The organism is Comamonas sp. JNW, from assembly GCF_003105075.1.
GTDB lineage: Bacteria > Pseudomonadota > Gammaproteobacteria > Burkholderiales > Burkholderiaceae_C > Comamonas > Comamonas squillarum.
Window position 1 is genome coordinate 40,274 of record NZ_QETI01000006.1, and the last position, 24,535, is coordinate 64,808.

Here is a 24,535-nt window from a genome sequence, read left to right on the forward strand (position 1 = left end):
CCCCCCTGATTACCCTCAAGCCGCCACCATGCGACGGGGAGTGGCCGGTTGGATGCGCGTGGCTCGTTCACAAAAATGCCTGCCGCCACATGCAAAACCGCCCCCAGGCGCGGGGCCTGGGGGCGGTGGATGTAAAAACCGCTGAGGCGGCGCAGCCGGGCGCCGCGTTGGATCAGGCCAACAGATCGACCAGCGAGCGGGCGATGACCTTGGTGGCGCGGCGCAGGTCTTCCAGGTCCAGGCGCTCGTCGGCGCGCTTGGCATGGCTCTCCAGCACGGTGCGGGGGCCGGCGCCGTAGATCACGCCGGGAATGCCGCGCTCCACATACAGGCGCACATCGGTGTAGAGGGGGGTGCCCACAGCCGGGGGCTTCTCGCCAAACACGGCTTCGCCATGGGTCTGGATGGCATCGACCAGCGGCTGGTTGCCCGCCAGCGGCGTCATCGCATTGGCCAGCAGCAGGCGCTTGATGTCGATGCGCACGGCGTCGTCGCCCTGGTAGCCGCGGTCGCTGTTGAAGCGCTCCACCGCCTGGGCAATGACCTGGCGGATATGGGCTTCGACCTCGACCGGGTTTTCTTCGGGGATCATGCGGCGGTCGATCTTGAGCAGCACCTTGCCGGGGATCACATTGGTGTTGGTGCCCCCTTCAATGCGGCCAATGTTCAGGTAGGGGTGCTTGATGCCGGCGACCTGGGAGCTGACCTTTTGGTAGGCGGTGTTTTCCGCATACAGGTCGTTCATGATCGCGACGGTGGCCTGCAGCGCATCCACGCCGGTGTGGGGCACGGCGGCGTGGGCCATCTTGCCGTGCACGGTGATCTCCATCTGTAGGCAGCCATTGTGGGCGACGACCACTTCGTAGCTGAAGCCGGCAGCGACCATCAGGTCGGGCTTGGTCAGGCCTTTTTCGAGCAACCAGCCGGGGCCCAGCAGGCCGCCAAACTCTTCGTCATAGGTAAAGTGCAGCTCCACCGCGCCCTGGCTGGGCTTGGCCACGGCCTCCAGTGCGCGCAGCGCGTAGGTGAAGGTGGAGAAATCGCACTTGCTCACGGCAGCGGCGCGGCCGTAGAGCTTGCCGTCGACAATGCGGGCGCCATAGGGGTCATGGCTCCAGCCCTCACCGGGTGGCACCACATCGCCATGGGCGTTGAGCGCAATGGTGCGGCCCGAGCCGGCCGAGCCAAAGGGGCGGCGCACGATCAGATTGGTGATCGAGGTCATGCCATAGGCCTCGACATCGGCCTGGGGCACGACATGCTTTTCAGCGGTGTAGCCCATGGCCTGCAGCAGCTCGGCGGTGCGCTCGGCGTGGGGCGTGTTGTCGCCCGGCGGCGTGTCGGTAGGCACTTGCACCAGCTTCTGGAAGAACTGCACCTGCTCATCAAAGTGCTGGTCAATCCAATGGTCCAGGGCGGCGTAGGTGGCGTTGTTCGTGGTCATACGGTTTCGTTTTCTAGTTGTTGAAGGACGTGGCTGAAGCTGTCGATCGCCAGCTGCATGTCATCGGCGGTCGAGGACTCCAGCGGGTTGTGGCTGATGCCGCTGTTGATGCCGCGCACAAAGAGCATGGCCTGGGGCATGATCTCGTGCAGCTTCATCGCATCATGGCCAGCGCCGCTGGGCATGCGAAACAGCGGCACGCCCTGGGCGGCCACGGCTTTCTCCCAGCGCTGCTGCCAGGCCGGTGCGCTGGGGGCCGCTGCGGCCTGCATGGTTTGCTCGGCGCGGTAGCGCAGGCCGCGCTTGTGCGCAATCGCCTCCAGTTGGCCCATCACATCGCGCACCAGCGCGTCGCGCTGCGGATCGGTGGGCGCGCGCATGTCGATGCTGAACTTGCACTGGCCGGGCACAACGTTGATCGAGCCGCTGGGCACTTCGAGCATGCCGACGGTGGCGACCGAATCGCCATCCTGCGCGGCGCGCTGCTCGGCATACAGCATCAGCTCGGCCACGCCACAGGCGGCATCGCGGCGGCGGTCCATCGGCGTGGTGCCGGCATGGCTGGCCATGCCCACCATTTCGCAGACATAGCGCGAGCTGCCGTTGATCGAGGTGACGATGCCCAGCGGAATATCCAGCTCGGTCAGCACCGGGCCCTGCTCAATGTGCACCTCGATAAAGCCCAGGTAATTGGATGCATCGCGCTGGATCTTGGGGATGTCGTCAATGCACAGGCCGGCATGCTGCATGGCTTCGCGCATCGTGATGCCGGCGGCATCGGCCTGGTCCAGCCACTGCGGGTTGAAGTGGCCGATCAATGCGCCTGAGCCCAGGAAGGTAGCCTTGTAGCGCTGGCCTTCTTCCTCCGCAAAGGCCACCACTTCGATGCCAAAGGGCAGGCGCTTGCCGGCGCGGTGCAACTCGCGCACGCAGGCCATCGGCACAAAGATGCCCAGGCGCCCGTCGTACTTGCCGCCGTTGCGCACGGTGTCGTAATGGCTGCCGGTGAGCAGGTACTTGCCGCCTTCCTGCGCGGGGCGGTAGCGGCCCACGACGTTGCCGACCGCATCGATCTCGACCTCGTCAAAACCGCTGTCGCGCATCCAGTGGCTGATGCGCTGGGCGCAGGCGCGGTGGGCATCGGTCAGGTAGGTGACGGTGAGCTGGCCTTTTTCGGCAAAGCCCTCGTCGCTGTGCTGGGCCAGGCGCTCCTGCCAGTCCCAGACATCATTGCCCAGCACCGGCTCGTAGCCGAATTTGTCGTTCAGGCGGATCTCGGCAATGCGGTGGATGTTGCGCAGCGCCTCGTTGCGCTCGAAATCGGGGTGGTGGTTCAGGCGCCGCGCAAAGGTGGCGATGATCTCCTGCTTAGCGAGGCCCAGGCCCCGTGGCCCGCGCACCGCCAGGATGAACGGAAAACCAAAGCGGGCGTTGTAGTCCGCATTGAGCTGCTGGATCTGCGCGAACTCCTCGGGCGTGCATTGCGTCAGGCCCGCGCGGTTTTGCTCCAGCGTGGACTCTGCCGTCAAGGTGTTGGCCACCATGGCCTTGCCCGCCAGCTCCGGGTGGGCGCGGATCAGGGCCAGCTGCGCATCGACCGGCGCCTGCGCCAGCACGCGCACCATCGCGTGCTTGAGCTGGGCGAGCGAGGCAAAGGGCCGCTGGGCCAGCGCGGCTTGGGCAATCCAGGGCGAGTGCTCGTACAGCCCATCGAGCATGGCCAGCGCCGCATCGGGCGTGGCTTGGTTGAGTTGTTCCAGGGTCAGGGCCATGTGTTTCCTATCGAATGGATGGGGTACTAGCGCTTCTTTTCGCTCGGGCGCGGCGCTGTGTCATCTTTCAAAGCGTGGGGGCGGGAAAGTGCTCGGCCCAGTGGCGGGCAATGTCGATGCGGCGGCAGACCCAGACGTTCTGGTGCTGTTGGATGTGGTCCAGAAAGCGCTGCAGCGCGGTGATGCGGCCCGGGCGGCCCAGCAGGCGGCAGTGCATGCCGATGCTCATCATCTTAGGGCGGTTCTCGCCAGCAGGGTCACCTTCGGCGTACAGCACATCAAAGCTGTCCTTGAGGTACTGGAAGAAGGGATCGGCGTGCGAGTAGCCCTGGGGCAGCGCAAAGCGCATGTCGTTGCAGTCCAGGGTGTAGGGAACGATCAGCTGGTGCGCGGCGCTGCCATCGCTCTTGCCGACCTTCATCCAGAAGGGCAGGTCGTCGCCGTAGTAGTCGCTGTCATAGGCAAAGCCGCCAAAATCGGCCACCAGGCGGTGGGTGTTGGGGCTATCGCGGCCGGTGTACCAGCCCAGGCCGTGGGTGCTGCGGCTGCCGTAGAGGCTGTGGAAGATGTCCATCGCCTGCTGCATATGGGCGCGCTCGACCTCTTCGGGCGTATTTTGGTAATGCACCCATTTGAGGCCGTGGCAGGCCACTTCATGGCCCAGATCGGAAAACGCCTGGGCCAGTTCGCGGTGTCGCTGCAAGGCCGTGGCCACGCCAAACACCGTCAGCGGCAGGCCGCGCTTTTCAAACTCGCGCAGCAGGCGCCAGACGCCGGCGCGCGAGCCGTATTCATAGATGCCATCCATGCTCATGTGGCGGTCCGGGTAAGAGGCCGGGTTGAACATCTCCGAGAGGAACTGCTCGCTGCCCGGGTCGCCGTGCAGCACATGGTTTTCGCCGCCTTCCTCGTAGTTCAGCACAAACTGCACGGCAATGCGTGCGCCCTGGGGCCACTGGGCATGGGGCAGATCGCGGCCGTAGCCGATCAGGTCGCGGGGGTAGGGGGTGGTAGCGTCGTAGGTCATAGCGTGATCGAGGACAGAGCCATGGATAAATCGTTGCTGGGAATCTCGCGTTCGAACTGCAGGCCTTGCTCCACATGCTCCAGGTGCGCGATCATCAGCTGCACGGCGCCTTCGGCATCCTTGCGGGCGAGGGCCTGCACAATCTCTTCGTGCTCCTCATGCGAGTGGGCAGCGGCGCTGGCCGACTGGTACATCAAGGTGATCAGCGCGCAGCGCGAGATCAGATCGCCCAGCAGCTGGGCCAGCACATCGTTGCCCATCAGCTCGGCCATGCGCACATGGAAGTCGCCCAGCAGCTCGGTGCGCTCGGTGACATCGGCGCGGTGCACGGCGGCAGCCTCTTGCCGCACATGCTCGCGCAGCACCTTGATTTGTTTGGGCGTGACGGTCTCGACAAAGCTGCGGGTCATCTGCGCTTCAAGCATCTTGCGCACGGCAAAGACCTGGCGCGCTTCGGTCACAGACGGGGTGGACACAAAGGCGCCGCGTGCGGGCTCCAGCGTGACCAGGTGGTTTTGCGACAGCTGGAACAGCGCCTGGCGCACTAGGGTGCGCGACACGCCAAAGTGGTCCGCGAGTTTTTGCTCGGCCAGCTTGGTGCCCGGCAGCAACCGGTGCTCGACGATGGCACGGGTCAGGGATTGGGCAATGGTGGACGTTGAGGTGGATTCCATGTCAGGATAGTAGGCCGAATGACAAAAAGTGTATACACTTTTAGTGCACATCACCAGTCCGATCTTACCCAGAATCATCAGGAGATTTACCTATGGGCCTGAGCACCCACGTTCTCGATACGATGCACGGCTGCCCCGCTGCGGGCATGGACATTGCGCTGTACGCCACCGATGGTGGCGAAGCGCGCCTCATCCGCCGCGAAACCCTGAACCACGACGGACGCACCCAGACCCCGTTGTTTGACAATGCGACGCTGCGCCCCGGCACCTACCGCCTGAGCTTTGAAGTGGCGGCCTACTTTGCGGCCAAGGGCGTGGAGCTGCCCAGCCCCAACTTTTTGAACCAGGTGAACCTGGACTTTGGCGTGGCCCATGCCGACCAGCACTACCACGTGCCGCTGCTGGTCAGCCCCTGGAGCTATTCGACGTACCGGGGGTCTTGAGGCGGGGCGAGGGCGGGTGGGGCATTGGGTAGTCGGCTGCCCTTGACCTGTCTCAAACGCGCATCGCCAAAACTGTAGGCCGAAGCCGCAAGTTGCGGCTGCGGCCTTCCAGCGTCATCGGGGATGGCTACTATTTGCTCCTAGGCGCACCGCAGGATTCACAGCGGTGCCAACCTGATCGATATAACAGCAAATTTCATAGGAGTAGGTATGCAACGTTTTTCTATGCGCACCCTGGGTGTCGCCGCTGCAGTGGTTGCCGGCGCTCTGTCGATGGCGGCCTGCACGGTCACCAAGCCTGAAACCAGCAATGCGCCTCGTGCCGATGAGACGTCGGTAGACGCCCGCGCCAACGCCGCGCTCGAGCGCCTGTACCAGACCGCTCCTGGCTCCAAGGACCTGGTCGCACGCTCCAAGGGCGTGCTGGTGTTCCCATCAGTGATTGGCGGCAGCTTTGTGGTGGGCGTGGAGCACGGCCGCGGCGTGCTGCGCGTGGGCAGCCGCAGCGACAGCTACTACAGCACCACGGGCGCGTCGATCGGCTGGCAGGCCGGTGGCCAGTCCAAGGCTGTCATCTATGTGTTCAACACGCCTGAAGCGCTGGCGAAGTTCCGCGACAGCAATGGCTGGTCCGTGGGTGCAGATGCCACCGTGGCCGCAGGCCGCGTAGGCGCCAATGGCAGCATCGACACCACCTCGGCCCAGGCCCCGGTGACCAGCTTTGTGCTGAACAATGCCGGCCTGGAAGCGGGCGTGTCGCTGCAAGGCGCCAAGATCACCAAGATCAAGGAATAAAGCAGCGCCCACCGCGCCTGCAAAGCACAAACCGGCCAGCAGGCCGGTTTTTTTTGCGCTTGTCGCACCTGTCCTATGCCAGCCTTTATTGCTGGCCTTCGCTCAAGGTATGCAGCTGGAACTTGCCCGAGGCATCCCAGAGCCAGGTCTCGGTGTAGGAGACCATGACCTCGCCGTGGCGCAAATGCTGGGGGGCGGGAAAGGGCGCAGCGGCTTGCACCAGCGCCTCAATCAGTGGCGGCACCTCCTGGGCCTGCGCGGGCTCGCGCATCCAGTTCATGTCCTGGATATGGCCGTCTTCGTCGAGCAAGAGCTCCAGCACGCCAATGGCATAGAGCATGGGCGGCAGCATGCCAGGGTAGATGCGATCGGCGTAGCGTTCATACAGGTGCTGGGCACACTGCTTGCGGTAGGCCTCGTCGGCGACCGGGTTGAGGACGGAGTCCTGCCCATCGGCTTGCGGGGACCATTGGGGCATGCGCGCGCCGGGCAACTGGGTCAGCACCGAGAGATAACTGTCCTGGTCGTCCTCCTGCTCGGCGGCATGGGGCGGCTTGGCGCTGCCCCTTGCCTGTGCAGGTGTTCGCGACGGGTGCGGTATACGAAAAAGCGTATGCCAAAGTCGTGACAGCAGGGAGGTGGAGGGTCGATCGCTCATGGTACAAATCCGTCTATAGCGGACCTGCAGTATGGCAGGCCGATCTTCATCATGGAACAAGGCATGCCCGTTCTGCAGCAATTATTGGCGCGCCTGGCGACGCAGGAGGCCTGTATGGTACAGGTGGCGTCGACCCAGGGGTCGGCTCCGCGCGATGCCGGCGCCTGGATGGCCGTGTTTGCGCAGGACCAACTGGGCACGATTGGCGGTGGCCACCTGGAGTGGCAGGCCGCCAACAAGGCCCGCAATCTGCTGGCCAGCGGCGGCGCCCCGCAGAGCGAGCGCTTTGCGCTGGGCCCGCGCCTGGGCCAATGCTGCGGCGGTGTGGTACATCTGCGTTTTCAGCGGATTGGACAGGCTGACCGCGAACCGCTGGCGCAGCAGCTGGCGCCCGAGTGCAGCCCCGTGGCGGTGTTTGGCGCGGGCCACGTGGGCGCAGCGCTGGTGCAGGTGCTGAGCAACCTGCCTATGCGCATCACCTGGGTGGACAGCCGCGAGGCGCTGTTTCCGGACGCGTTGCCTGCCAACGTGCAGACCGAGTATTCCGACCCCATCGAGCGCGCGGTGGCTGACCTGGCGCCGCGCAGCAGTGTGTTCATCCTCACCCACGACCACCAGCAGGACCTGCAGATCACCCAGGCCTGCCTGCAGCGCCAGCGCAACAGCGGCGATCTGGACCTGATCGGGCTCATTGGCAGTGCTACCAAGCGCGCCAGCTTTGCGCACCGGCTGGCCGAGCGGGGTTTTGCCGATGCGGAGTTTGCCCGCATCACCTGCCCGATCGGCCTGCCGGGCATCCGGGGCAAGGCGCCGGAGGTGATTGCCATTGCGGTGGCCGCGCAGCTTTTGCAGCATCTGCAGCGAACGCAGCATGCCTGATGTGGCTTGCCCCCCGGGCAGGAGCCATGCATGCGGTGTAGAGGCCACCTGCAGCGGGTTTGCTGCGTTGCATCAGGGTTTTATCTAGGGGGTGTGCAGCTTTTTGCCGACCTTTGGGTGGCAGAAATTGCATACACTTTGAGTCTACAAAAGGTCGCAGCGGTGCCCCGGTCATCCCGATGATGGCTGTGGATTGCGGCCTGTCTGCTGCTCAGATCGCCCGCCGTGGTGAGCAGGTTCAACAAGTGGCCGGTGCCTCCACGCTGGCTGCTTGATGAGGAGAGCGGGCATCACCCCTCCCTCGCACTGGCAGACCCCACGCTGCCAAGGATGAGAGCAATGGAAGGCTATATCCTCGATTGGGCGAACCTGTTGTTGCGCTGGCTGCATGTGATCACAGCCATTGCCTGGGTCGGTTCGTCGTTCTATTTTGTGTTTCTCGACAGCAGCCTGACCCCGCCCGAAGACGAAGACCTGAAAAAGCAGGGCGTCAGCGGCGAGCTCTGGGCCGTGCATGGCGGCGGCTTCTACCACCCTGTCAAGTTCAATGTCTCGCCGCCCAAGCTGCCCGACCACCTGCACTGGTTCTACTGGGAGAGCTACACCACCTGGCTGTCGGGCTTTGCGCTCCTGACGGTGTCCTACCTCTGGAACGCCAATATCTACCTGGTCAACCCGGCCGACCCCAATGCGATGAGCGCGCCGCTGGCGGTGTTCACGGCGCTGAGCTTTCTGGCGGTGTTCTGGCTGCTCTATGACGGCATCTGCCGCGTGTTTGGTTTCAAAAAGCATGGCGATGCGATTGTGGGCGCCATGGTGCTGGTGCTGGTCTGCATTGCCGCGTATCTCGCCTGCCATATCTTCCCGGGCCAGGCAGCCTTCTTGCTGATGGGCGCGATGCTGGCCACCTCGATGAGCGCGAACGTGTTCTTCTGGATCATCCCGGGCCAGCGCACCGTGGTGCGGGCGCTCAAGAATGGCGACCCGGTCGACCCCATCTACGGCAAACGCGGCAAGCAGCGCAGTGTGCACAACACCTATTTCACGTTACCGGTGCTGTTTGCGATGCTGTCCAACCACTACGGCTGGCTCTACAACCAGAAGTACAACTGGCTGGTGCTCATCGGCATGATGTTTGCCGGCGCGGCCATTCGCCAGTTCTTTGTGCTGCGCCATGGCCACAAGCTCGGCCGCAACAAGCACCCCTGGCCCTATGCACTGATCGGTGTGCTGGTGATTCTGGGCGTGATCGCCTGGCTGCGGCCCGGCCCCAAGCCCGCAGCAGCCGCTGCGCCCGCATCGGCCCCTGCGAGCCAGCCCGCAGCTGGCGCCGTGCCCTATGGCGAGGTGGCCAAGGTGTTTGCCCAGCACTGCGTGCTGTGCCACAGCGCCACGGGCCTGGCGCAAAAGAATGTGAAGCTCGACAGCCCCGGCGAGGTGGCCCAGCACACCCAGCAGATCTACCAGCAGGTGGTGGTGCTGCGCAAGATGCCCTTTGGCAACCCCGAGGGGTTGAGTGCCGACGAGCGCGATCTGGTCAAGCGCTGGTTTGAATCCGGCGCCTCTACCGCGCCTTGATGGCGGGTGGCAGGGGGCGGGGCAGGGCCCCCGCCCGCCGAAATCCGACTACAGCCTGGGGTGGCTGATCGGCGTAGGATGGGAGGGTTGGGGCATGCCCTAGCCCCTCTTTGCGGTGGGTGGCTGGGGATGCGTGTCACAAATCCACATCTTCTCGCATGTCAAATTTCGATATCCAATTGCTGCTGACCGCCTTGGTGAGCGTGCTGGTGCTGGTGGCGCTGATTGTTTCGCGCATCCGCATGCACCCCTTGCTGGCCTTGCTGATCGTCTGTATCGGTGTGGGCTTTGCCACCGGCATGGCGCCGGGCGACATTGCTAAGAACATCACCAACGGCGCGGGCAAGACCCTGGGCGCGGTCGGCGTGGTGATTGCCTTGGGCGCGATGCTCGGCAAGATCCTGGCCGACTCGGGCACCACCGAGCGCCTGGCCAGCGCCATTCTGCGCCACACCTCGGACCGCATGATCCCCTGGGCGATGACCCTGGTAGCCTTCATCATCGGCATCCCGATGTTCTTCGAGGTGGGCCTGGTGGTGATGCTGCCGCTGATCTTCAGCGTGGCGCGCAAGCTCGAGAGCCGCGAAAACTTCAAGGGCTCGGCCTATGTCTATGTGGGCGTGCCGGTGATTGCGGCACTCGCCTCGATGCACGGCATGGTGCCGCCCCATCCTGGCCCGCTGACCGCGATTGCCACCTTGAAGACCACGGTCGGCCCGACGATGCTCTACGGCTTTTTGGCCGCCTTGCCCGCGATGGTGCTGGGCGGGCCGCTGTACGGCGCCTTCATCACCCCGCGCATGACGACCCGGCCTGAGCAGGCGCTGCTCGACCAGTTCACCGAAGCGAAGCCCGACAGCGGCAAGGACCAGCCGGGCATCGCGATGGGCGTGCTGTCTGCCCTGCTGCCTGCGCTGCTGATGCTCGCCCATGCGCTGGCCGAGATGGCCTTGCCCAAGGGCTCGGCCCTGCTGCAGGTGGCCAGCTTTCTGGGCAACCCGCTGATTGCAATGCTGCTGGGCGTGCTGTTTGCCGCCTTCACCCTGGTCTACCTGCGCGGCGGCGATGCCGAAAAGCTGCGTGACACCCTGGGCGCCAGCCTCAAGCCGATTGCCGGCATCATCATGATCATTGCTGGCGGCGGCGCTTTCCAGCAGGTGCTGACCAGCGCCAAGGTGGGCGACGCCATCGTGCACCTGACGCACCAGTTTGCATTTCCGCCGCTGGTGCTGGGCTGGCTCATTGCGATGCTGCTGTCGGTCTCGACCGGCTCGGCCACCGTGGGCATCGTGGGTGCGGCCGGTTTGCTCGCGCCGCTCGCCGCTGCCGACCCCAGCCTGAACCTGCCTTTGCTGGCGCTGTCGATTGGCTGCGGCTCGCTGTTCTTCAACTATGCCAACCATGCCGGTTTCTGGATGGTCAAGGAATCCTTTGGCATGACCATGGGGGAGGCAACGCGCACGATCACCGTGGTGCAGTCCATCGTCTCGTTTGTGGGCCTCTTGATGGTGCTGCTGTTCAACACCTTGCCGGCGCTGGGCGGCTAGCGCCTTTTCCCATAAGCAAAAGGGCCGCAGCAGCAATGCTGGCGGCCCATTTTGTTGCGCCCAAGGGCGCGGCGCTCAGTCGGCCGGCTTGTCTTGCGCAGGCGCGCCGCTGCTGTCCGCGCCGGTCGCTGGCTCCTGCTCGGGGGCGTCGCCATCAGCGCCATCAGGTGTGTCCGAGGCATGCCCGCTGGCCTTGCGCAGGGCTTTTTCTTCCTTTTTCTTCTTCTTTTCCAGCTCACGCTGGCGCTTTTCATACTGGTAATTCGGCTTGGCCATGTTTTTTGTTCCTTATCGGTGTGCAGCCTCCACCATACAGCATGCGCCGTACTCGGGGCGCCGCCATAGGATTGTTTGAAGGCCGCGATGGGTAAAGTGGGCGGTTTGGGGGCCTGGCCGAGGCGGTCAGGATGTCGGCACTGCTCCCACCGGCTGGGAATGCGGGGAGCGGGCAGCAAAAAACCGCCCGAAGGCGGTTATGGGGAGCGGTGCCGGGCGATCAGGCGCCTGCCACTTCAATGCCCTTGAATTCACCGGTGGCGATCTTTTCCTTCCAGATCGCCGGGCCGGTGATATGGGCACTGGTGCCGCCGGCATCCACGGCCACGGTCACGGGCATGTCGACCACGTCGAATTCATAGATCGCTTCCATGCCCAGATCGGCAAAACCGACCACCTTGGCCTGCTTGATGGCCTTGGAGACCAGATAAGCGGCGCCGCCCACGGCCATCAGGTAGGCCGACTTGTGGTTCTTGATCGCTTCGATGGCGACCGGGCCACGCTCGGACTTGCCGATCATCGCGATCAGGCCGGTCTGCGACAGCATCATGTCGGTGAACTTGTCCATGCGGGTGGCGGTGGTCGGGCCGGCGGGGCCGACGACTTCGTCACGCACCGGGTCCACCGGGCCCACGTAGTAGATCACGCGGTTGCTGAAGTCGACGGGCAGTGGCTCGCCCTTGGCCAGCATGTCCTGGATGCGCTTGTGCGCAGCGTCGCGGCCGGTCAGCATCTTGCCGTTGAGCAAGAGGGTGTCGCCCGGCTTCCAGCTGGCCACTTCTTCCTTGGTCAGCGTGTTCAGGTCCACGCGCTTGGACTTGTTGTAGTCCGGTGCCCAGTCGATCTTGGGCCAGGTGTCCAGCGATGGGGGATCGAGGTATACGGGGCCGGAGCCGTCCATCACGAAATGGGCGTGGCGGGTGGCGGCGCAGTTGGGGATCATCGCCACGGGCTTGGAGGCCGCGTGCGTGGGGTACATGTTGATCTTGACGTCCAGCACGGTGGTGAGGCCGCCCAGGCCCTGGGCGCCAATACCGAGGGCATTGACCTTCTCGAACAGCTCCAGGCGCAGCTTTTCCACCTGGTCGAGCTCGGCACCGCTGGCAGCTTTTTGCTGCAGCTCGTACATGTCGAGGTCTTCCATCAGGCTTTCCTTGGCCAGCAGCACGGCCTTTTCAGCGGTGCCGCCAATGCCGATGCCCAGCATGCCCGGTGGGCACCAGCCCGCGCCCATGGTCGGCACGGTCTTGAGCACCCAGTCCACAATGCTGTCGCTGGGGTTCATCATGATCATCTTGGACTTGTTCTCCGAGCCGCCGCCCTTGGCCGCCACGGTCACATCCAGCTTGTCGCCCGGCACGATCTGCACATTGATGACGGCAGGCGTGTTGTCCTTGGTGTTCTTGCGGGCGAACTGGGGATCGGCCACCACGGAGGCGCGCAAGGTGTTGTCGGGGTGGTTGTAGCCCCGGCGCACGCCTTCGTTGATCGCGTCTTCCAGGCCCATCGTGAAGTCTTCCCACTTCACGTCCATGCCCACCTTCAGGAACACGTTGACGATGCCGGTGTCCTGGCAGATGGGGCGCTGGCCGGTGGCGCTCATCTTGGAGTTGGTCAGGATCTGGGCCATCGCATCCTTGGCCGCCGGGCTTTGCTCGCGCTCATAGGCCCGTGCCAGGTGCTGGATGAAATCCGGTGTGTGGTAGTAGCTGATGTACTGCAGGGCGCCCGCGATCGAGTCGATCAGGTCCTGCTGACGGATGGAGGTGGTCATCGTGCTTGTGGGGTGGGTTTTGGATTGCGCAAGGCTATGGTGCCGTTGGCGCTCGGTATCACGGGGGCAATTATCGGCCTTTCGCCAGGCCGGTGGTGGCAAATGCCCGATAAGTCTTCTAGAAGACTCAGGTGTCGAGATGGTGCAAGAGCATGCGCCCAGTATGGCTGCTTGATGCAGATGAGAACGGCTGTCATTGCCTGCGTTAGGATGCGATGCCGCGCCCGCTTTGCCGCAAAGCGGGCGGCATCCTATTTACGAATCCTGCGGCCCACCAGCCACATGCTTACCAGCCAGACGAGCCGCGTTGCAATTGTTGAGATACAAGGAGTGATCCAGACATGACAGCTACCCGCCAGGAAAAAGACACCTTCGGCCTGATCGACGTGCCGGCCGACAAACTCTGGGGTGCCCAGACGCAGCGCTCGCTGCAGAACTTTGACATCAGCGGCGAGAAGCAGCCCGGCGAGATCATCCACGCGCTGGCGCAGGTGAAAAAGGCCAGTGCCACCGTCAACCACGCGCTGGGCCTGCTCGACGAGAAGAAGGCCAAGGCTATCAATGCGGCGGCCGACGAGGTGATTGCCGGCCAGCACCCCGATGAGTTCCCGCTGGTGGTCTGGCAGACCGGCTCGGGCACGCAGACCAATATGAACGTCAACGAAGTGCTGGCCAACCGCGCCAGCGAGCTGCTGGGCGGCGAGCGCGGTGAGTCGCGCCTGGTGCACCCCAATGACGAGGTGAACAAAAGCCAGTCCAGCAACGACGTCTACCCCACCGCCATGCATGTGGCCGCCGTCACCGCCATCGAGCGCAAGCTGCTGCCCGCGCTGGAAAAGCTGCGCCGCACCCTGCAGGCCAAGAGCGAGGCCTTCAACGACATCGTCAAGATCGGCCGCACCCATTTGCAGGATGCGACGCCGCTAACCCTGGGCCAGGAGATCTCCGGCTGGGTGGCCCAGCTCGAACACGGCGCCAAGCACATCAAGTCGGCGCTGCCCCATTTGTATGAACTGGCGCTGGGCGGCACGGCTGTGGGCACGGGCCTCAACGCCCCCAAGGGCTATGCCGAGGGTGTGGCCCAAGAGCTGGCCAAGCTGACCGGCTACCCCTTCATCACCTCGCCCAACAAGTTCGAATCGCTGGGTTCCTGCGACGCGCTGGTGTTTGGCCATGGCGCCCTCAAGACGCTGGCCGCCAGCCTGATGAAGATCGCCAACGATGTGCGCTGGCTGGCATCGGGCCCGCGCAGCGGCCTGGGCGAGATCTCCATCCCCGAGAACGAGCCGGGCTCGTCGATCATGCCGGGCAAGGTCAACCCCACGCAGTGCGAAGCGATGACCATGCTCTGCGCCCAGGTGTTTGGCAATGACGCGGCGATCAACGTGGGCGGTGCCTCGGGCAACTTTGAGCTCAACGTGTTCCGCCCCATGGTGGCGCACAACTTCCTGCAAAGCGTGCGCCTGCTGGCCGATGGCATGGTAAGCTTCAACGACCACTGCGCCGTGGGCATCGAGCCCAACCGCGAGCGCATCACCGAGCTGGTCAGCCGCTCGCTGATGCTGGTGACCGCCCTGAACACCCATATCGGCTACGACAAGGCGGCCTATATTGCGAAGAAGGCGCACAAGGAAGGCAGCAGCCTGCGCGATGCGGCCGTGGCCAGCGGCCATGTGACCGCCGAGCAGTTTGACCAGTGGGTCGTGCCCGAGCATATGGTCGGCAATCTGTAAGCGCCAGCCAGACGCACTTGACCGTTCCAGGGCCCGCATGACTGCGGGCCTTGTGCTTTTACACTGGCGGTTTCTGCCTTTTCCCTGTGGACCATTCATGCCCTCAGCGCCCATGCAGTCGTTGACCGCCAACTCCCAGCCAGGTGAAGGCTTGGTGGTCGGTGGCCTGGATATCCATGTGCTGGCCCAGGCCCTGGGCGTGCCGGTGTTCCAGACTCCCTGGCATATGCCGCAGTACGAGTTGGGCGAGCAGTGCGCCTGGCGGCTGCTGCGCGGCGGCATGGGGCTGGACAGGGGTTACTACAGCGGCAGCTGCGTCTATGCGGGCTCTACCGCGCTGTTGCGCCAGAACGCACAAGGCGGCTGGGATACGTGGATGTCGCTGTCGCCTTTCGAGATCGAGAGCCAGGAGCTGGCCTGCCGCCATGCGCATGGCCACACGGTGGTCATGGGCCTGGGGATGGGATGGGTGACGGCCAATATAGCGCTGAACCCGTCCGTGGAGCGGGTCACCGTGGTCGAGCGTGATCCAGAGGTGATCGCGCTGTTCCAGCGTATGCAGGTGCTGGAAGGCTTGCAGGCAGATGTCGCCGCCAAGATTCATATTGTGCAAGCCGATGCGCTGCAGTGGCGCCCGGCGCCGCAGCAGCCGGTGGACTTTCTGTATGCCGATATCTGGCTGCAACTGGCCGAGCCCCAGGCGCTGGCCGAAGTGCGGCAGATGCAGGCAAATGTGCAAGCGACGCAACTGTACTTTTGGGGCCAGGAGTGGGTGCTGGCTGCTTCTTTGCAAGCACTGTGGGGCAGCCCAAGTTGGTCCCCTGCATTGGCAGACGCTTTGACCGCCACGCGCCTGCCCTTGCTCACCGCCGTGGACGGCGGATTTGCCCCCTGGGTGGAGCGCATCTGGCGTGAGCGCCTGGCACGCACGCCTGCTTCAAGCATTCGGTGATCTAGGCCCGCGCCCGCGCTGCCCAGACCGAGCGGCCGCCTTGCCAGGCCAGCATTGCCAAGGCCAGCAGCATCGCCACATTCACCGCCTGCCAGCCCAGCGTCTGGATCAGCACGCCGCAGCTGAGCGACATCAGCGCGGCGCTGCCGTTGTTGCTCCACTCCATCATCGGCTGGGCCTGGGGGCGCTCCTCGGGCGTACAGGCCTGGTTCAGCAAGCTGGTGCCGGCGAGGATCATCAGGTTCCAGCCGGCGCCCAGCAGCAAGGAGCTGAGCAGGAACGGCAGAAATTCCGTACCGATCAGCGCCACGCCTGCGCTGGCGGCCAGCAGCGCCGCGCCCAGCCAGGCCAGGCGCCGCGCGCCAAAGCGGTCCACCGCGCGGCCCGCAAACAAGGACGGCGCAAACATGCCCAGCACATGCCACTGGATCACCTGGGTGGAGCTGGCCAGCGAGTGGCCCGCGCCATGCATGGCCAGCGGGGTAGCGTTCATCACCAGCACCATCAGCCCATGGCCGCAGGCGCTCAGCACAATGGCCTGGCGCAGCGCAGGGCGCTGCCACAACTGGCGCCGCGAGATGGCGGGCTGGCCAGCAGCCTTGGCCTGCATCGGCAGGTGCAGGCGTGGCGGCAGGCATTGCAGCAGCGCGCAGGCCAGCAAGGCCAGCACGGCAATCGCCAGGTAGGCGCCGGCCAGCGGTGTGGCCAGGGCGCCTGCGGTGTGGATGGCCAGGCTGGGGGCGAGCAGGGCGGCCGCCATGCCCCCTGCCAGCACCCAGGCTGCGGCACGGCCGCTGTGCTCGGCCGGCATGCCGTCCAGCGCGGTGAAACGGTAAAAACCGGCCGAGGCCTGGTAGCCACCCAGCAGCAGCATTGCCAGGCAAAACAGCCCAAAGCTCGCCTGCACCACCGCCCAGGCCGCCAGCAGCCCCGCTGCGACCCCCAGCAGTGCGCCACCCTGCAGGCCCCGGGCGCGGCCATGCCGCTGCATCCAGCGGGCCAGTGGGCCAATCGACAGCAGATTGCCCGCCACCAGCAAGGTCAGCGGCACCGTGGCCAGCACCGGCCAGGGCGCCAGCTGCCGGCCCACGAGGCCCGTGAGCGCAATGCCGATGATGGAGCAGGACCAGTACAGCGCTTGCGCGATGCTGAGGGTGAGCAGTTGGGGATGGCGTTGGAGCAGCATGGGCGGTGATTTGGGAATAACGGGGCGTGTGGGTGCTGCCGGGCAGCATCGGCTGTCCGGATCGCATGGTTTGGGCGGGAGGATTCAGCCGCTTAGTGGCGGGCGCTGGTTAACCCACGCCAAAGCGCTCGGCAAAGGCCTGGGGGCTGACGGCCAAGGTCTTGTGAAAGCTGCGGCGCAGGTTTTCCGGGTGGCCAAAGCCGCACAGCTGCGCCACCGTGGAGACGGAGGCCTGACGCTGGCTGAGCAAGGTGGTGGCGGCCTGCAGCCGCACGCGTTCCACATAGCGGGCCGGCGTGGTGCCCAGCTCTTGCTGGAACACCCGCGCCAAGGTGCGCGGCGGCAGGCAGGCCTGCGCGGCCAGCTGCTCCACACCCAGGCGCTCGCCCAGGTGGCCGGGAATCCATTCAAGCAGGCCAGCCAGGCGCGGCGCCTGCGTGGTCTCGGCTGCCAGCAGTGGGCTGAACTGCGCCTGGCCGCCGGGCCGGCGCACAAACATTACCAAGTGGCGGGCGACGGCCAGCGCCATGCTGCGGCCCAGGTCGGCTTCGACGAGGCTCAGCGCCAGGTCGATGCCCGAGGTCACCCCCGCCGATGTGAAGATATGGCGCTGCTGCGGATCGCTGGCATCAAAGGTGTGCAGCCGGTCGCCATCGACCTGGATGGGGCGCTCCATCGCCGCGAGCTCGGCCAGGCGGCACCAGTGGGTGGTGGCAGGCAGGCCATCGAGCAGGCCGGCGCGCGCCAGGATCAACGCACCCGAGCAGACCGAGCCAAGGCGCTGCACCTGGGGCGCCGTGCGCTGCAGCCATTGGCGCAGGCCGCTGTGGTGCTGCACATCGACCACGCCATCGCCCCCCGGCACCAGCACCGTGCTGTTGGCGCCCGGGCGCAGCTGGCCCAGGCCCTCGGTGGCGATGGTCTGCAAACCGCAGGACAAGGTCACCGGCCCGGCCTCCAGCCCGGCAAAGACCAACTGGTAGAAGGCAGGCAGGCCCTGGCGCTGGCGCACATCGTTGGCGGTGGCAAACACCTGCATGGGCCCGGTGATGTCCAGGCTCATCGCGCGCGGGTAGGCAATGCAGATGACGTGGTGGCCGGGCTGGGCGCTGTGGGCGGCGGTGGTGCGGGATGGAGACATGCGCACAGTGTGCATGCAGCGCGATGTGGCAGCAATGACATTGATCGCACAGATTCTGCCAAGCTGCGGCTCAAGCGCAACAGCTATGGGGGTGATTGGGCAATGCAAACGGACAAGCGCGGAGTTTGTAGGACAGCTGCGCGACAATAGCCGATTGCCATCCAACCGCCAAGACGCAGCGGCTCAGCTGCGCGTCCCCAAATAATGACCGCTTTGAACCAACCCGGAATCCTGCTGGCGCTGCCAGCTGCCAGCCGCTACCAACTCTGGAAACTCTCGGGCGACGCCCCGGCCGTGCGCGCCGCGCTGGCGCGCCTGCAGCAATGGGCCGATGGCGAGCAGGCTGTCGTCTGCATTGGCCAGCCGGTGGCCGATCTGCTGGGCGTGCAGGTGCCGGGCCTGCGCAATTTTCCGGCCATCAACGGGCCCCAAGGCCCGCTGGCGCTGACGCCCCATGCGCTGTGCCTGTGGCTGCGCGGCAATGACCAGGGCGATGTGCTGCGTCTGTCGCGCGAGGCCGCTGCGCTGCTGGCGCCGGCCTTCAGCCGCGAGAAGGTGGTCGATTGCTTCCGCCATGGCTGGAACGGCAAGGACGCGGTGCGCGATCTGACCGGCTATGAAGACGGCACCGAAAACCCCCAGGACGATGACGCCGTGCATGCCGCCATTGCCGATGGCATGGGCCCGGGGCTGGATGGCGGCAGCTACTTTGCCGTGCAGCAGTGGCTGCATGACATGGACGCCTTTGCCCGCATGAGCGCCTTGCAAAAGGACCACATGATTGGCCGCCGCCTGAGCGACAACGAGGAGCTGGACGACGCGCCCGAGTCGGCCCACGTCAAGCGCACCGCGCAGGAGAGCTTCAGCCCCGAGGCCTTTATCCTGCGCCGCAATATGCCCTGGTGGAAGGTGCAGCCCGATGGCAGCGACGCCGTGGGCGCCATCTTTGCCGGTTTTGGCCGCAGCTTTGAGGCCTTTGAGGCGCAGATGCGCCGCATGGCGGGCGAGGAAGACGGCATTGCCGACGGCCTGTTCCAGATGTCCAACCCGGTCACCAATGCCTACTACTGGTGCCCGCCGATGCGGGACGGGCGCATTGATCTGCGCGCGCTGGGTTTGTAAAACGCTAGTTCCAAAGCGTGGGTTTGTTGACCATCAGGTAGTACACGCCCAGCATCGCCACAAAGGCCGGGTAGCCCAGCGCTTCCCAGCGCCCGGCCAGGCGCCGGTAGGCGTCGGGCAGCGGCAGGCCCTGGGCATCGGCCTGGGCGGCCATGTGGGCCATGCGGATCTGCATGGCCACCACTGGCAACCAGCACAGGCCTGCTAGCACATACAGTGCCATCGACAAGAGCAGCCAGGGCGTGTGCCAGGGCCAGCCGGCCATCGCCATCAGCGCCCAGCCGCTGATCGGCTGGATGATGACCGCTGGCGTCGTGAACCACCAGTCGGCCCGCACCACCAGGCGGCTGACCACGGCCTGGGCCGCTACATTGCCGCTGCGGTTGGCAAAGAACATATAGAAGGCCGAGCCAAAGCCGGTGCCGACCATCAGCACGCTCGACAGGATATGCAGCGTTTTGAGCAGCAAATAGGTGTTCATCATCGGCTCCATCCGTCGCGGGCGCTGCTTTGCCACAGCAGCCACAGCGCGGCGGCAATCGGCAGGTTCTTGGACAAGGGGCCCAGCGGGTGCAACCACAGGCTGGGCAGCAGGGCGGTGGCGGCCAGGGTCATCGCCAGCATCGCTGCCAACGATGCGGCATAGGCCCTGCGCCCGGGTCGGCACAGCAGCCACAGACCCAGCAGCAGATCCAGCGCAGCGCCGCCGCCTATCAGCCAGGCTTGCAGGCGAGGATCAGCAATGCCGCCCGCTACCAAGAGCGCGGTGCTGTCGCCCTGCCACTGCAGCCAGCTGGCTGCGGCCGTCCACAGCCAGACGGCGACCAAGCTCAGGCGCAATAGCTGCAAGGGCTGCTGCATGGGCTGAGCGCGGGGCGGGGTGGTCATGCGCGGCTTTCGGGCGATGGGTGGGCTGCCGGGTTGCGGATCAGGGCCAGCATCTGCGCCGGATCGGTGGGCGCACGCCCCAGCCACTGGGCCATTGGCGCGGGGTCGCAGCAGTTGTCCAGCGATGCCAGTTGCAGTGAGACACTGCACCAGGGGCTGGTGGGTACTGCATCGCCCAGGCGTGCACTGGCCTGGGTGGCCCAGCCGGGCAGGCGCAGCTGCAGCGCCTTGCTGCGGCCCGCTTGCTGGCGCAGGCTGTCAATCATCTGCGCCATGCTGAGGCGCTGGGGCCCGCCCAGCAGCACAACGCCGGTGGTGGGCGATTGCAGCAGCCGCACCATCACCTCGGCCAACTCGTCAACGGCGACCGGCTGCATCAGGCGCTGCTGCATCACCGCTGGCAGCACCAGCACCGGCAGCAGCGCCAGGCGCATGAACAGCTGGGTGCTGGCGCCTTGCGCGCCGATGACGATGCTGGGCCGCACGACGATGCCTTCGAGCTGGCCCTGCGCGGTCAGCGCCAGCAAATGGGCATCGGCCGCACGCTTGGTGCGGGCGTAATCGGTGTCGTTGCTCTCCACCCCCAGGGCCGAGAGCTGCATCACGCGCCGCACGCCCGCCTGGGCGCAGGCATCGAACAGCGCTTGCGGGCTGGTCTGGTGCAGCGCCTGCAAGGGGGCGCCGTTGGGCCCGGGCTGGTCGCGCAGGCTGCCCACCGCGTTGATGACCATGTCCACGCCTTGCAGATAGGGCAGCCAATCGGACGGCTGCTGCATCTTGCCAAACTGCAGCGGCGGCTGCGAGCGCCTGCTGGCTGCGATAACCCGCAGGCCCAGGGCGCGCAACTGGCGCGCCAGCGCCTGGCCGATAAAGCCCTGGCCGCCGCAGAGCAGGACGGTGGGTTGGGGAGCATTGGGGGTATGCATGGTCTCTCCTGATTGGCCAAGGGCGTTGGGGTTGCAGCGCGTTTAGCGCGGGCGGTCGATGTCGCAGGCGTCGCTGCCGCGTGCGCAGGCCTCGCTGCGCGCTGCGGCCTGCCGGGCCTGGCGCCGTACGGTGCATTGCAGGCCCTGCTCCAGTACCCAGGCCATCGGGGCCAGCGGCAGGCGGTAGCGGTTGCGGGCCAGCAGCGGGTAGAGCGTGTCCAGTGCACCGGCCACCAGCGGCAGCCCCGCGAGCCGGGGCACCCAGTCCCAGCCCACGCCCAGGTAGGCGCGCGTCAGGCAATCGACGCCGGTGTAGACCTGGCCGTCGGCCCCCACGCCATGGATGGACTGCATCAGCGCGGCCTTGTCGGCCGGGGCCTGGCTCAGATCGGCGGTGCAGGCATCGACAAAGAGGAGCTTGCCCGCGCGGTTGCGCAGCATCAGATGGCGCATCTCGGCATTGCACATGCGGCAGCTGGCGTCGTAGTAGATGGTCAGCGGAAACTGGGTGGCAAAACTGTCACGGCGGGGCATATGCTGTCCTTTCAATATTTCTGTCAAAACAGAAATGAATGCGCCAAAAAAAGGCCGGTCCCTGCTGGGCACGGCCATGGTGTTCTCAGGGTTTGCTCAGCGCCTCGGGCTCCTGCGCGGCAGGTGTGCCACGCACAAAGCGCTGCACGGTCGCGCCCAAGGTCAGGATCTTGTCCAGCGTGGCGGGCGAGAGCCGCAGCATCTCGTCGCTCCAGGCGCCCAGCTTTTGCATCAACTCCAGGGTCGCCAGGATACGGTCCTGGCCATCGGGGCTTTCGCGGGCAAAGTCGGGGCTGTTGACCAAGGACTGCAGCAGGCGGGTGGTGGGGTCGAACTCCCGCTCCTTGCGCTCCCGCACGATGGTTCGGAGGAGCTCCCAGACATCGACACTGGTCTCGAAATAGTCGCGCCGGTCGCCCAGCACATGCGTCACCCGCACCAGCTGCCAGGATTGCAGCTCCTTCAAGCTGTTGCTGACATTGGAGCGCGCCACATTCAAGGTCTCGCTCAGCTGCTCGGCATTGAGCGGCTTGCCCAGCACAAACAGCAGCGCATGGATTTGCGAGACCGTGCGGTTGACGCCCCACAGCGATCCCATCTCGCCCCAGTGCAGCACAAATTGTTGTTGGATGTCGGTCATTTGCATGGGTGAATTCTAGGGCTTCATTTATTTCTGTCAAGACAGAAATTAAGATGCAATAAAAAGGCCATCGCGGATGGATGGCCTTGGTTTGGGTTGTTTTGCTGGCGGTCTGGTGACAGATGCAGCCAGCGCCGTGCTCAGTGCAGCAGGTTATTGCCTGGCGCCTGGGGTTGCACGCGGAAAAAGCCGGTGCCGCAGGTGCCCGTGCCGATCTCTTCTTCGGTCGCCTCGCGCACGGCAGCCACCTGGATGTCCAGGCGAATGGCGATGCCGGCCAGCGGATGGTTGCCGTCCAGCACCACATGCTCGGGGTAGAGCTCGGTGACGGTGTAGATCATGTCGCGCGGCGCATCGGGGTTGGTGCCCTGGGGCAGAGCATGGCCTTCGATGGTCATGCCTTCTTCCAGATCGGCGGGGAAGAGCGCGCGCGATTCCAGAAAGACTTTTTCTTCGTCGTAATCGCCAAAGGCATCTTCGGGCTCCAGGTGCAGCTGCACGCGGCTACCGACGGTATGGCCTTGCAGCGCCTGCTCCACGCGCGCCAGCAGATCCTGGCCTCCGACCAGGAATTCCACGGGCTCGTCGAGCACATCCAGGGTCTCGCCCAAAGTGTCTTTCAGCGTCCAGGTCAGTGCGACCACGCATTGATCAATGATTTCCATAGGACAATTGTCGCAGTTTGGGCGCGGGCGCCCAGAGGATTACCGAGAAAGCCATGCAAATCGAACAAGCACTGCCTCTGCTGGGGGGCATCTCCCCGGCCCAGTTCATGCGCCGTTACTGGCAGAAAAAACCACTGCTGGTGCGCGGCGCCGTCAGCGACTGGAAGGACCTGCAGCTGCCGCTGCCGCGCAGAGAGCTGTTTGCGCTGGCCGGCGAGGAGGGGGTGGAGTCGCGCCTGATCCAGCACAAGGCGGGCGCCTGGACGGTCAAGCACGGGCCCTTCAGCCGCCGTGCCATCCCCTCGCTCAAGACGCCGGAATGGACCTTGCTGCTGCAGGGCCTGGATCTGCACAGCGATGCTGCCCATGCGCTGCTGCAGCGCTTCGCCTTTGTGCCGGCCGCGCGCCTCGATGACCTGATGGTCAGCTACGCCAGCGATGGCGGCGGCGTGGGCCCGCATTTCGACAGCTATGACGTGTTCTTGCTGCAGGCCCATGGCAAGCGCCGCTGGCGCATCGGCAAGCAAAAGAACCTGGCGCTGAAGGACGGCATACCGCTCAAGATCCTGGCCGAGTTCGAAGCGCAAGAGGAGTATGTGCTCGAGCCCGGCGACATGCTCTACCTGCCGCCGCGCTATGCGCACGACGGCGTGGCCGAAGGCGAGTGCATGACCTACTCGATCGGTTTCCGCTCCCCCGCGCAGCAGGAGCTGGCTGGCGAGCTGCTGATGCGCATGTCCGAGAGCGATGAGATGGACGAGGTCAACGCCAAGGCCGGCTCGCCGATCTACCAGGACCCCAAGCAGGCGGCGGTGCAGGCGCCCGGAGCGATACCGCCTGCGATGCTGGACTTTGCCCGCGCGGCGATCGAAAAGCGCCTGGCCGAGCCGCTGGCGCTGGCCCGTGCACTGGGCGAGGCGCTGACCGAGCCCAAGGCCAATGTCTGGTTCGAGCCCGAGGATTCGCCTGCCATGCTCGAAGCCGTGGCGCTGGACCGCAAGACCCGCATGGTGTACGACGAGCACCATGTCTTCATCAATGGCGAGAGCTACCGCGCTGCCGGCCGCGACTTCAGCCTGATGAAGAAGCTGGCCGATGGCCGCCACCTGGACCGGCGCGATATCAGCGGCGCCAGCGACGATGCCTTGCAGCTGCTGTCGCAGTGGTGCGAGGATGGCTGGGCCCACGCGTTGCCGCAGTGATGGCCAGCGCCAGCCCCGCGCCCGCTGCATGGCAGCCCGCCGATGGCCTGAGCGGCCGTTTTGACGGCCGGGCTGCATTCGATGCGCAAGTGCTGCATTTTCTGCAGCAGGCCGCGGTGCAGGGCTGGCGCCAGGTCATCGTCGCCGACCTGGATTTTGCCGACTGGCCCTGGGGCAGCGCCGATGCGGTGGAGCTGCTGCACCAATGGGCGCGCCAGGGCGGGCAGATGACGGTGCTGGCCCACCGCTTTGACCGCCTGGTGCAGCGCCACCCGCGCTGGGTGCAATGGCGCAGGACCTGGGACCACCGCCTGCAGTGCCGCAGGCTGCTCAGCCGCGACGAGGCGCAGGTCCCCAGCGCGCTGTGGTCGCCCCAGTGGGCCGTGCAGCGCCTCGATGCGGCGCGCTGCGTGGGCGTGGCCAGTGCCGAGCGCAGCGCCATCGTGCCCTTGGGCGAGCGCCTGCAGGAGTGGATCCGCTCGGCCAGCACGCCGGACTTTGCCGCGACGGTGCTGGGTTTGTAGGCCATTGTTGACAAGCGTGTCTTTCGTTGCTGCGCGGCAACGAAAGACATACGCCTGGCATAGTCAGCCAGACCGGGTAATCCCTATAATTCATTTCAGACGCTCAGGCGTTAATTACTTTGTGCTACGCACTCTTGGCCCGAGCGTTCTGTTTG

General features: G+C 65.4%; 25 protein-coding genes. 10 read left to right on the plus strand and 15 right to left on the minus strand.

What is annotated here, in order from left to right; genetic code table 11:
* Window positions 1-172: 172 nt before the first annotated feature.
* The 4 genes from DCO45_RS10495 to DCO45_RS10510 form a co-directional block, all read right to left on the minus strand.
* Window positions 173-1,444, minus strand: a complete 1,272-nt coding sequence (locus DCO45_RS10495) for a M20/M25/M40 family metallo-hydrolase (protein ID WP_116925808.1) — start codon at window positions 1,442-1,444, stop codon at window positions 173-175.
* Complete coding sequence (gene uraD / locus DCO45_RS10500) at window positions 1,441-3,216, minus strand: 2-oxo-4-hydroxy-4-carboxy-5-ureidoimidazoline decarboxylase (RefSeq protein WP_116925809.1); 1,776 nt, start codon at window positions 3,214-3,216, stop codon at window positions 1,441-1,443. The genes DCO45_RS10495 and uraD overlap by 4 nt, the downstream gene beginning before the upstream one ends.
* Before the next feature lie 67 nt (window positions 3,217-3,283).
* On the minus strand, window positions 3,284-4,243 hold the full coding sequence (gene puuE / locus DCO45_RS10505; protein ID WP_116925810.1) for an allantoinase PuuE: 960 nt from the start codon (window positions 4,241-4,243) through the stop codon (window positions 3,284-3,286).
* A complete protein-coding gene (locus DCO45_RS10510; protein ID WP_116925811.1) occupies window positions 4,240-4,917 on the minus strand; it encodes a GntR family transcriptional regulator in 678 nt (225 codons plus the stop codon). The genes puuE and DCO45_RS10510 overlap by 4 nt, the downstream gene beginning before the upstream one ends.
* A 92-nt stretch (window positions 4,918-5,009) precedes the next feature.
* On the opposite strand from DCO45_RS10510, the gene uraH reads away from it, so the two are divergent.
* Window positions 5,010-5,360, plus strand: coding sequence for a hydroxyisourate hydrolase (uraH, locus tag DCO45_RS10515; RefSeq protein WP_021027040.1), 351 nt, complete (start codon window positions 5,010-5,012; stop codon window positions 5,358-5,360).
* A 210-nt stretch (window positions 5,361-5,570) separates the two neighbouring features.
* Window positions 5,571-6,155 carry a YSC84-related protein gene (locus DCO45_RS10520; protein WP_116925812.1) on the plus strand — a complete coding sequence of 195 codons (585 nt, stop codon included), beginning with the start codon at window positions 5,571-5,573 and terminating at the stop codon, window positions 6,153-6,155.
* An 85-nt stretch (window positions 6,156-6,240) separates the two neighbouring features.
* Here DCO45_RS10520 and DCO45_RS23210 read toward each other — a convergent pair whose 3' ends face one another.
* Window positions 6,241-6,813 (minus strand): hypothetical protein, encoded by a 573-nt coding sequence (locus tag DCO45_RS23210; protein ID WP_232539408.1) that lies wholly within the window; start codon window positions 6,811-6,813, stop codon window positions 6,241-6,243.
* A gap of 63 nt (window positions 6,814-6,876) precedes the next feature.
* On the opposite strand from DCO45_RS23210, the gene xdhC reads away from it, so the two are divergent.
* From xdhC to DCO45_RS10540, 3 genes are all read left to right on the plus strand, one after another.
* Window positions 6,877-7,692: a xanthine dehydrogenase accessory protein XdhC gene (gene xdhC / locus DCO45_RS10530; protein WP_116925985.1), complete on the plus strand. Its 816-nt coding sequence runs from the start codon at window positions 6,877-6,879 to the stop codon at window positions 7,690-7,692.
* A gap of 339 nt (window positions 7,693-8,031) precedes the next feature.
* Window positions 8,032-9,270: a urate hydroxylase PuuD gene (locus DCO45_RS10535; protein ID WP_116925813.1), complete on the plus strand. Its 1,239-nt coding sequence runs from the start codon at window positions 8,032-8,034 to the stop codon at window positions 9,268-9,270.
* A gap of 158 nt (window positions 9,271-9,428) precedes the next feature.
* Window positions 9,429-10,817 (plus strand): gluconate:H+ symporter, encoded by a 1,389-nt coding sequence (locus DCO45_RS10540; protein WP_116925814.1) that lies wholly within the window; start codon window positions 9,429-9,431, stop codon window positions 10,815-10,817.
* A 75-nt stretch (window positions 10,818-10,892) separates the two neighbouring features.
* On the opposite strand, the gene DCO45_RS10545 is transcribed toward DCO45_RS10540, so the two are convergent.
* Both DCO45_RS10545 and DCO45_RS10550 read right to left on the minus strand, forming a co-directional pair.
* Window positions 10,893-11,093, minus strand: coding sequence for a hypothetical protein (locus DCO45_RS10545; protein WP_116925815.1), 201 nt, complete (start codon window positions 11,091-11,093; stop codon window positions 10,893-10,895).
* A 220-nt stretch (window positions 11,094-11,313) separates the two neighbouring features.
* Window positions 11,314-12,867, minus strand: a complete 1,554-nt coding sequence (locus DCO45_RS10550) for a fumarate hydratase (protein WP_021024731.1) — start codon at window positions 12,865-12,867, stop codon at window positions 11,314-11,316.
* A gap of 341 nt (window positions 12,868-13,208) precedes the next feature.
* Between DCO45_RS10550 and fumC the strand changes: the two genes are divergently transcribed.
* Together fumC and DCO45_RS10560 are read left to right on the plus strand one after the other, a co-directional pair.
* Window positions 13,209-14,600 (plus strand): class II fumarate hydratase, encoded by a 1,392-nt coding sequence (gene fumC / locus DCO45_RS10555; RefSeq protein ID WP_116925816.1) that lies wholly within the window; start codon window positions 13,209-13,211, stop codon window positions 14,598-14,600.
* 97 nt (window positions 14,601-14,697) lie between these two features.
* Complete coding sequence (locus tag DCO45_RS10560) at window positions 14,698-15,552, plus strand: hypothetical protein (RefSeq protein WP_243419315.1); 855 nt, start codon at window positions 14,698-14,700, stop codon at window positions 15,550-15,552.
* A 1-nt stretch (window position 15,553) separates the two neighbouring features.
* On the opposite strand, the gene DCO45_RS10565 is transcribed toward DCO45_RS10560, so the two are convergent.
* Together DCO45_RS10565 and DCO45_RS23355 are read right to left on the minus strand one after the other, a co-directional pair.
* Window positions 15,554-16,738 (minus strand): MFS transporter, encoded by a 1,185-nt coding sequence (locus DCO45_RS10565; RefSeq protein WP_207788068.1) that lies wholly within the window; start codon window positions 16,736-16,738, stop codon window positions 15,554-15,556.
* 109 nt (window positions 16,739-16,847) lie between these two features.
* A complete protein-coding gene (locus DCO45_RS23355; RefSeq protein ID WP_116925988.1) occupies window positions 16,848-17,879 on the minus strand; it encodes a helix-turn-helix domain-containing protein in 1,032 nt (343 codons plus the stop codon).
* Window positions 17,880-18,083: 204 nt separating this feature from the next.
* Between DCO45_RS23355 and DCO45_RS10575 the strand changes: the two genes are divergently transcribed.
* Window positions 18,084-19,001 (plus strand): Dyp-type peroxidase, encoded by a 918-nt coding sequence (locus tag DCO45_RS10575; RefSeq protein WP_116925817.1) that lies wholly within the window; start codon window positions 18,084-18,086, stop codon window positions 18,999-19,001.
* Between the two features lie 4 nt (window positions 19,002-19,005).
* Here DCO45_RS10575 and DCO45_RS10580 read toward each other — a convergent pair whose 3' ends face one another.
* The 6 genes from DCO45_RS10580 to DCO45_RS10605 form a co-directional block, all read right to left on the minus strand.
* On the minus strand, window positions 19,006-19,482 hold the full coding sequence (locus DCO45_RS10580) for a DUF2269 domain-containing protein (protein ID WP_116925989.1): 477 nt from the start codon (window positions 19,480-19,482) through the stop codon (window positions 19,006-19,008).
* On the minus strand, window positions 19,482-19,889 hold the full coding sequence (locus tag DCO45_RS10585) for a DoxX-like family protein (RefSeq protein ID WP_116925818.1): 408 nt from the start codon (window positions 19,887-19,889) through the stop codon (window positions 19,482-19,484). The genes DCO45_RS10580 and DCO45_RS10585 overlap by 1 nt, the downstream gene beginning before the upstream one ends.
* Window positions 19,886-20,815, minus strand: a complete 930-nt coding sequence (locus tag DCO45_RS10590) for an NAD-dependent epimerase/dehydratase family protein (RefSeq protein ID WP_116925819.1) — start codon at window positions 20,813-20,815, stop codon at window positions 19,886-19,888. The genes DCO45_RS10585 and DCO45_RS10590 overlap by 4 nt, the downstream gene beginning before the upstream one ends.
* Window positions 20,816-20,857: 42 nt before the next feature.
* On the minus strand, window positions 20,858-21,349 hold the full coding sequence (locus tag DCO45_RS10595) for a DUF393 domain-containing protein (RefSeq protein ID WP_165841176.1): 492 nt from the start codon (window positions 21,347-21,349) through the stop codon (window positions 20,858-20,860).
* Between the two features lie 85 nt (window positions 21,350-21,434).
* Window positions 21,435-21,995 carry a MarR family transcriptional regulator gene (locus DCO45_RS10600; RefSeq protein WP_116925821.1) on the minus strand — a complete coding sequence of 187 codons (561 nt, stop codon included), beginning with the start codon at window positions 21,993-21,995 and terminating at the stop codon, window positions 21,435-21,437.
* A gap of 134 nt (window positions 21,996-22,129) precedes the next feature.
* Window positions 22,130-22,654: an FKBP-type peptidyl-prolyl cis-trans isomerase gene (locus DCO45_RS10605; protein WP_021027081.1), complete on the minus strand. Its 525-nt coding sequence runs from the start codon at window positions 22,652-22,654 to the stop codon at window positions 22,130-22,132.
* 53 nt (window positions 22,655-22,707) lie between these two features.
* Between DCO45_RS10605 and DCO45_RS10610 the strand changes: the two genes are divergently transcribed.
* Both DCO45_RS10610 and DCO45_RS10615 read left to right on the plus strand, forming a co-directional pair.
* Entirely contained in the window at window positions 22,708-23,856 is a 1,149-nt protein-coding gene (locus DCO45_RS10610) for a cupin domain-containing protein (RefSeq protein WP_116925990.1), read from the plus strand.
* Window positions 23,856-24,380, plus strand: coding sequence for a hypothetical protein (locus DCO45_RS10615; protein WP_116925822.1), 525 nt, complete (start codon window positions 23,856-23,858; stop codon window positions 24,378-24,380). The genes DCO45_RS10610 and DCO45_RS10615 overlap by 1 nt, the downstream gene beginning before the upstream one ends.
* Window positions 24,381-24,535 lie beyond the last annotated feature (155 nt).

Coding starts and splice junctions, on each gene's coding strand:
- DCO45_RS10560 (WP_243419315.1), top strand. CDS start 14,698: ATGCCCTCAGCGCCCATGCAGTCGTTGACCGCCAACTCCCAGCCAGGT.
- DCO45_RS10545 (WP_116925815.1), bottom strand. CDS start 11,093: ATGGCCAAGCCGAATTACCAGTATGAAAAGCGCCAGCGTGAGCTGGAA.
- DCO45_RS10590 (WP_116925819.1), bottom strand. CDS start 20,815: ATGCATACCCCCAATGCTCCCCAACCCACCGTCCTGCTCTGCGGCGGC.
- DCO45_RS10550 (WP_021024731.1), bottom strand. CDS start 12,867: ATGACCACCTCCATCCGTCAGCAGGACCTGATCGACTCGATCGCGGGC.
- DCO45_RS10510 (WP_116925811.1), bottom strand. CDS start 4,917: ATGGAATCCACCTCAACGTCCACCATTGCCCAATCCCTGACCCGTGCC.
- DCO45_RS10520 (WP_116925812.1), top strand. CDS start 5,571: ATGCAACGTTTTTCTATGCGCACCCTGGGTGTCGCCGCTGCAGTGGTT.
- DCO45_RS10595 (WP_165841176.1), bottom strand. CDS start 21,349: ATGCCCCGCCGTGACAGTTTTGCCACCCAGTTTCCGCTGACCATCTAC.
- fumC (WP_116925816.1), top strand. CDS start 13,209: ATGACAGCTACCCGCCAGGAAAAAGACACCTTCGGCCTGATCGACGTG.
- DCO45_RS10585 (WP_116925818.1), bottom strand. CDS start 19,889: ATGACCACCCCGCCCCGCGCTCAGCCCATGCAGCAGCCCTTGCAGCTA.
- DCO45_RS10535 (WP_116925813.1), top strand. CDS start 8,032: ATGGAAGGCTATATCCTCGATTGGGCGAACCTGTTGTTGCGCTGGCTG.
- DCO45_RS10540 (WP_116925814.1), top strand. CDS start 9,429: ATGTCAAATTTCGATATCCAATTGCTGCTGACCGCCTTGGTGAGCGTG.
- DCO45_RS23210 (WP_232539408.1), bottom strand. CDS start 6,813: ATGAGCGATCGACCCTCCACCTCCCTGCTGTCACGACTTTGGCATACG.
- uraH (WP_021027040.1), top strand. CDS start 5,010: ATGGGCCTGAGCACCCACGTTCTCGATACGATGCACGGCTGCCCCGCT.
- DCO45_RS23355 (WP_116925988.1), bottom strand. CDS start 17,879: ATGTCTCCATCCCGCACCACCGCCGCCCACAGCGCCCAGCCCGGCCAC.
- DCO45_RS10605 (WP_021027081.1), bottom strand. CDS start 22,654: ATGGAAATCATTGATCAATGCGTGGTCGCACTGACCTGGACGCTGAAA.
- DCO45_RS10575 (WP_116925817.1), top strand. CDS start 18,084: ATGACCGCTTTGAACCAACCCGGAATCCTGCTGGCGCTGCCAGCTGCC.
- DCO45_RS10580 (WP_116925989.1), bottom strand. CDS start 19,482: ATGAACACCTATTTGCTGCTCAAAACGCTGCATATCCTGTCGAGCGTG.
- DCO45_RS10600 (WP_116925821.1), bottom strand. CDS start 21,995: ATGCAAATGACCGACATCCAACAACAATTTGTGCTGCACTGGGGCGAG.
- DCO45_RS10565 (WP_207788068.1), bottom strand. CDS start 16,738: ATGCTGCTCCAACGCCATCCCCAACTGCTCACCCTCAGCATCGCGCAA.
- puuE (WP_116925810.1), bottom strand. CDS start 4,243: ATGACCTACGACGCTACCACCCCCTACCCCCGCGACCTGATCGGCTAC.
- uraD (WP_116925809.1), bottom strand. CDS start 3,216: ATGGCCCTGACCCTGGAACAACTCAACCAAGCCACGCCCGATGCGGCG.
- DCO45_RS10615 (WP_116925822.1), top strand. CDS start 23,856: ATGGCCAGCGCCAGCCCCGCGCCCGCTGCATGGCAGCCCGCCGATGGC.
- xdhC (WP_116925985.1), top strand. CDS start 6,877: ATGCCCGTTCTGCAGCAATTATTGGCGCGCCTGGCGACGCAGGAGGCC.
- DCO45_RS10610 (WP_116925990.1), top strand. CDS start 22,708: ATGCAAATCGAACAAGCACTGCCTCTGCTGGGGGGCATCTCCCCGGCC.
- DCO45_RS10495 (WP_116925808.1), bottom strand. CDS start 1,444: ATGACCACGAACAACGCCACCTACGCCGCCCTGGACCATTGGATTGAC.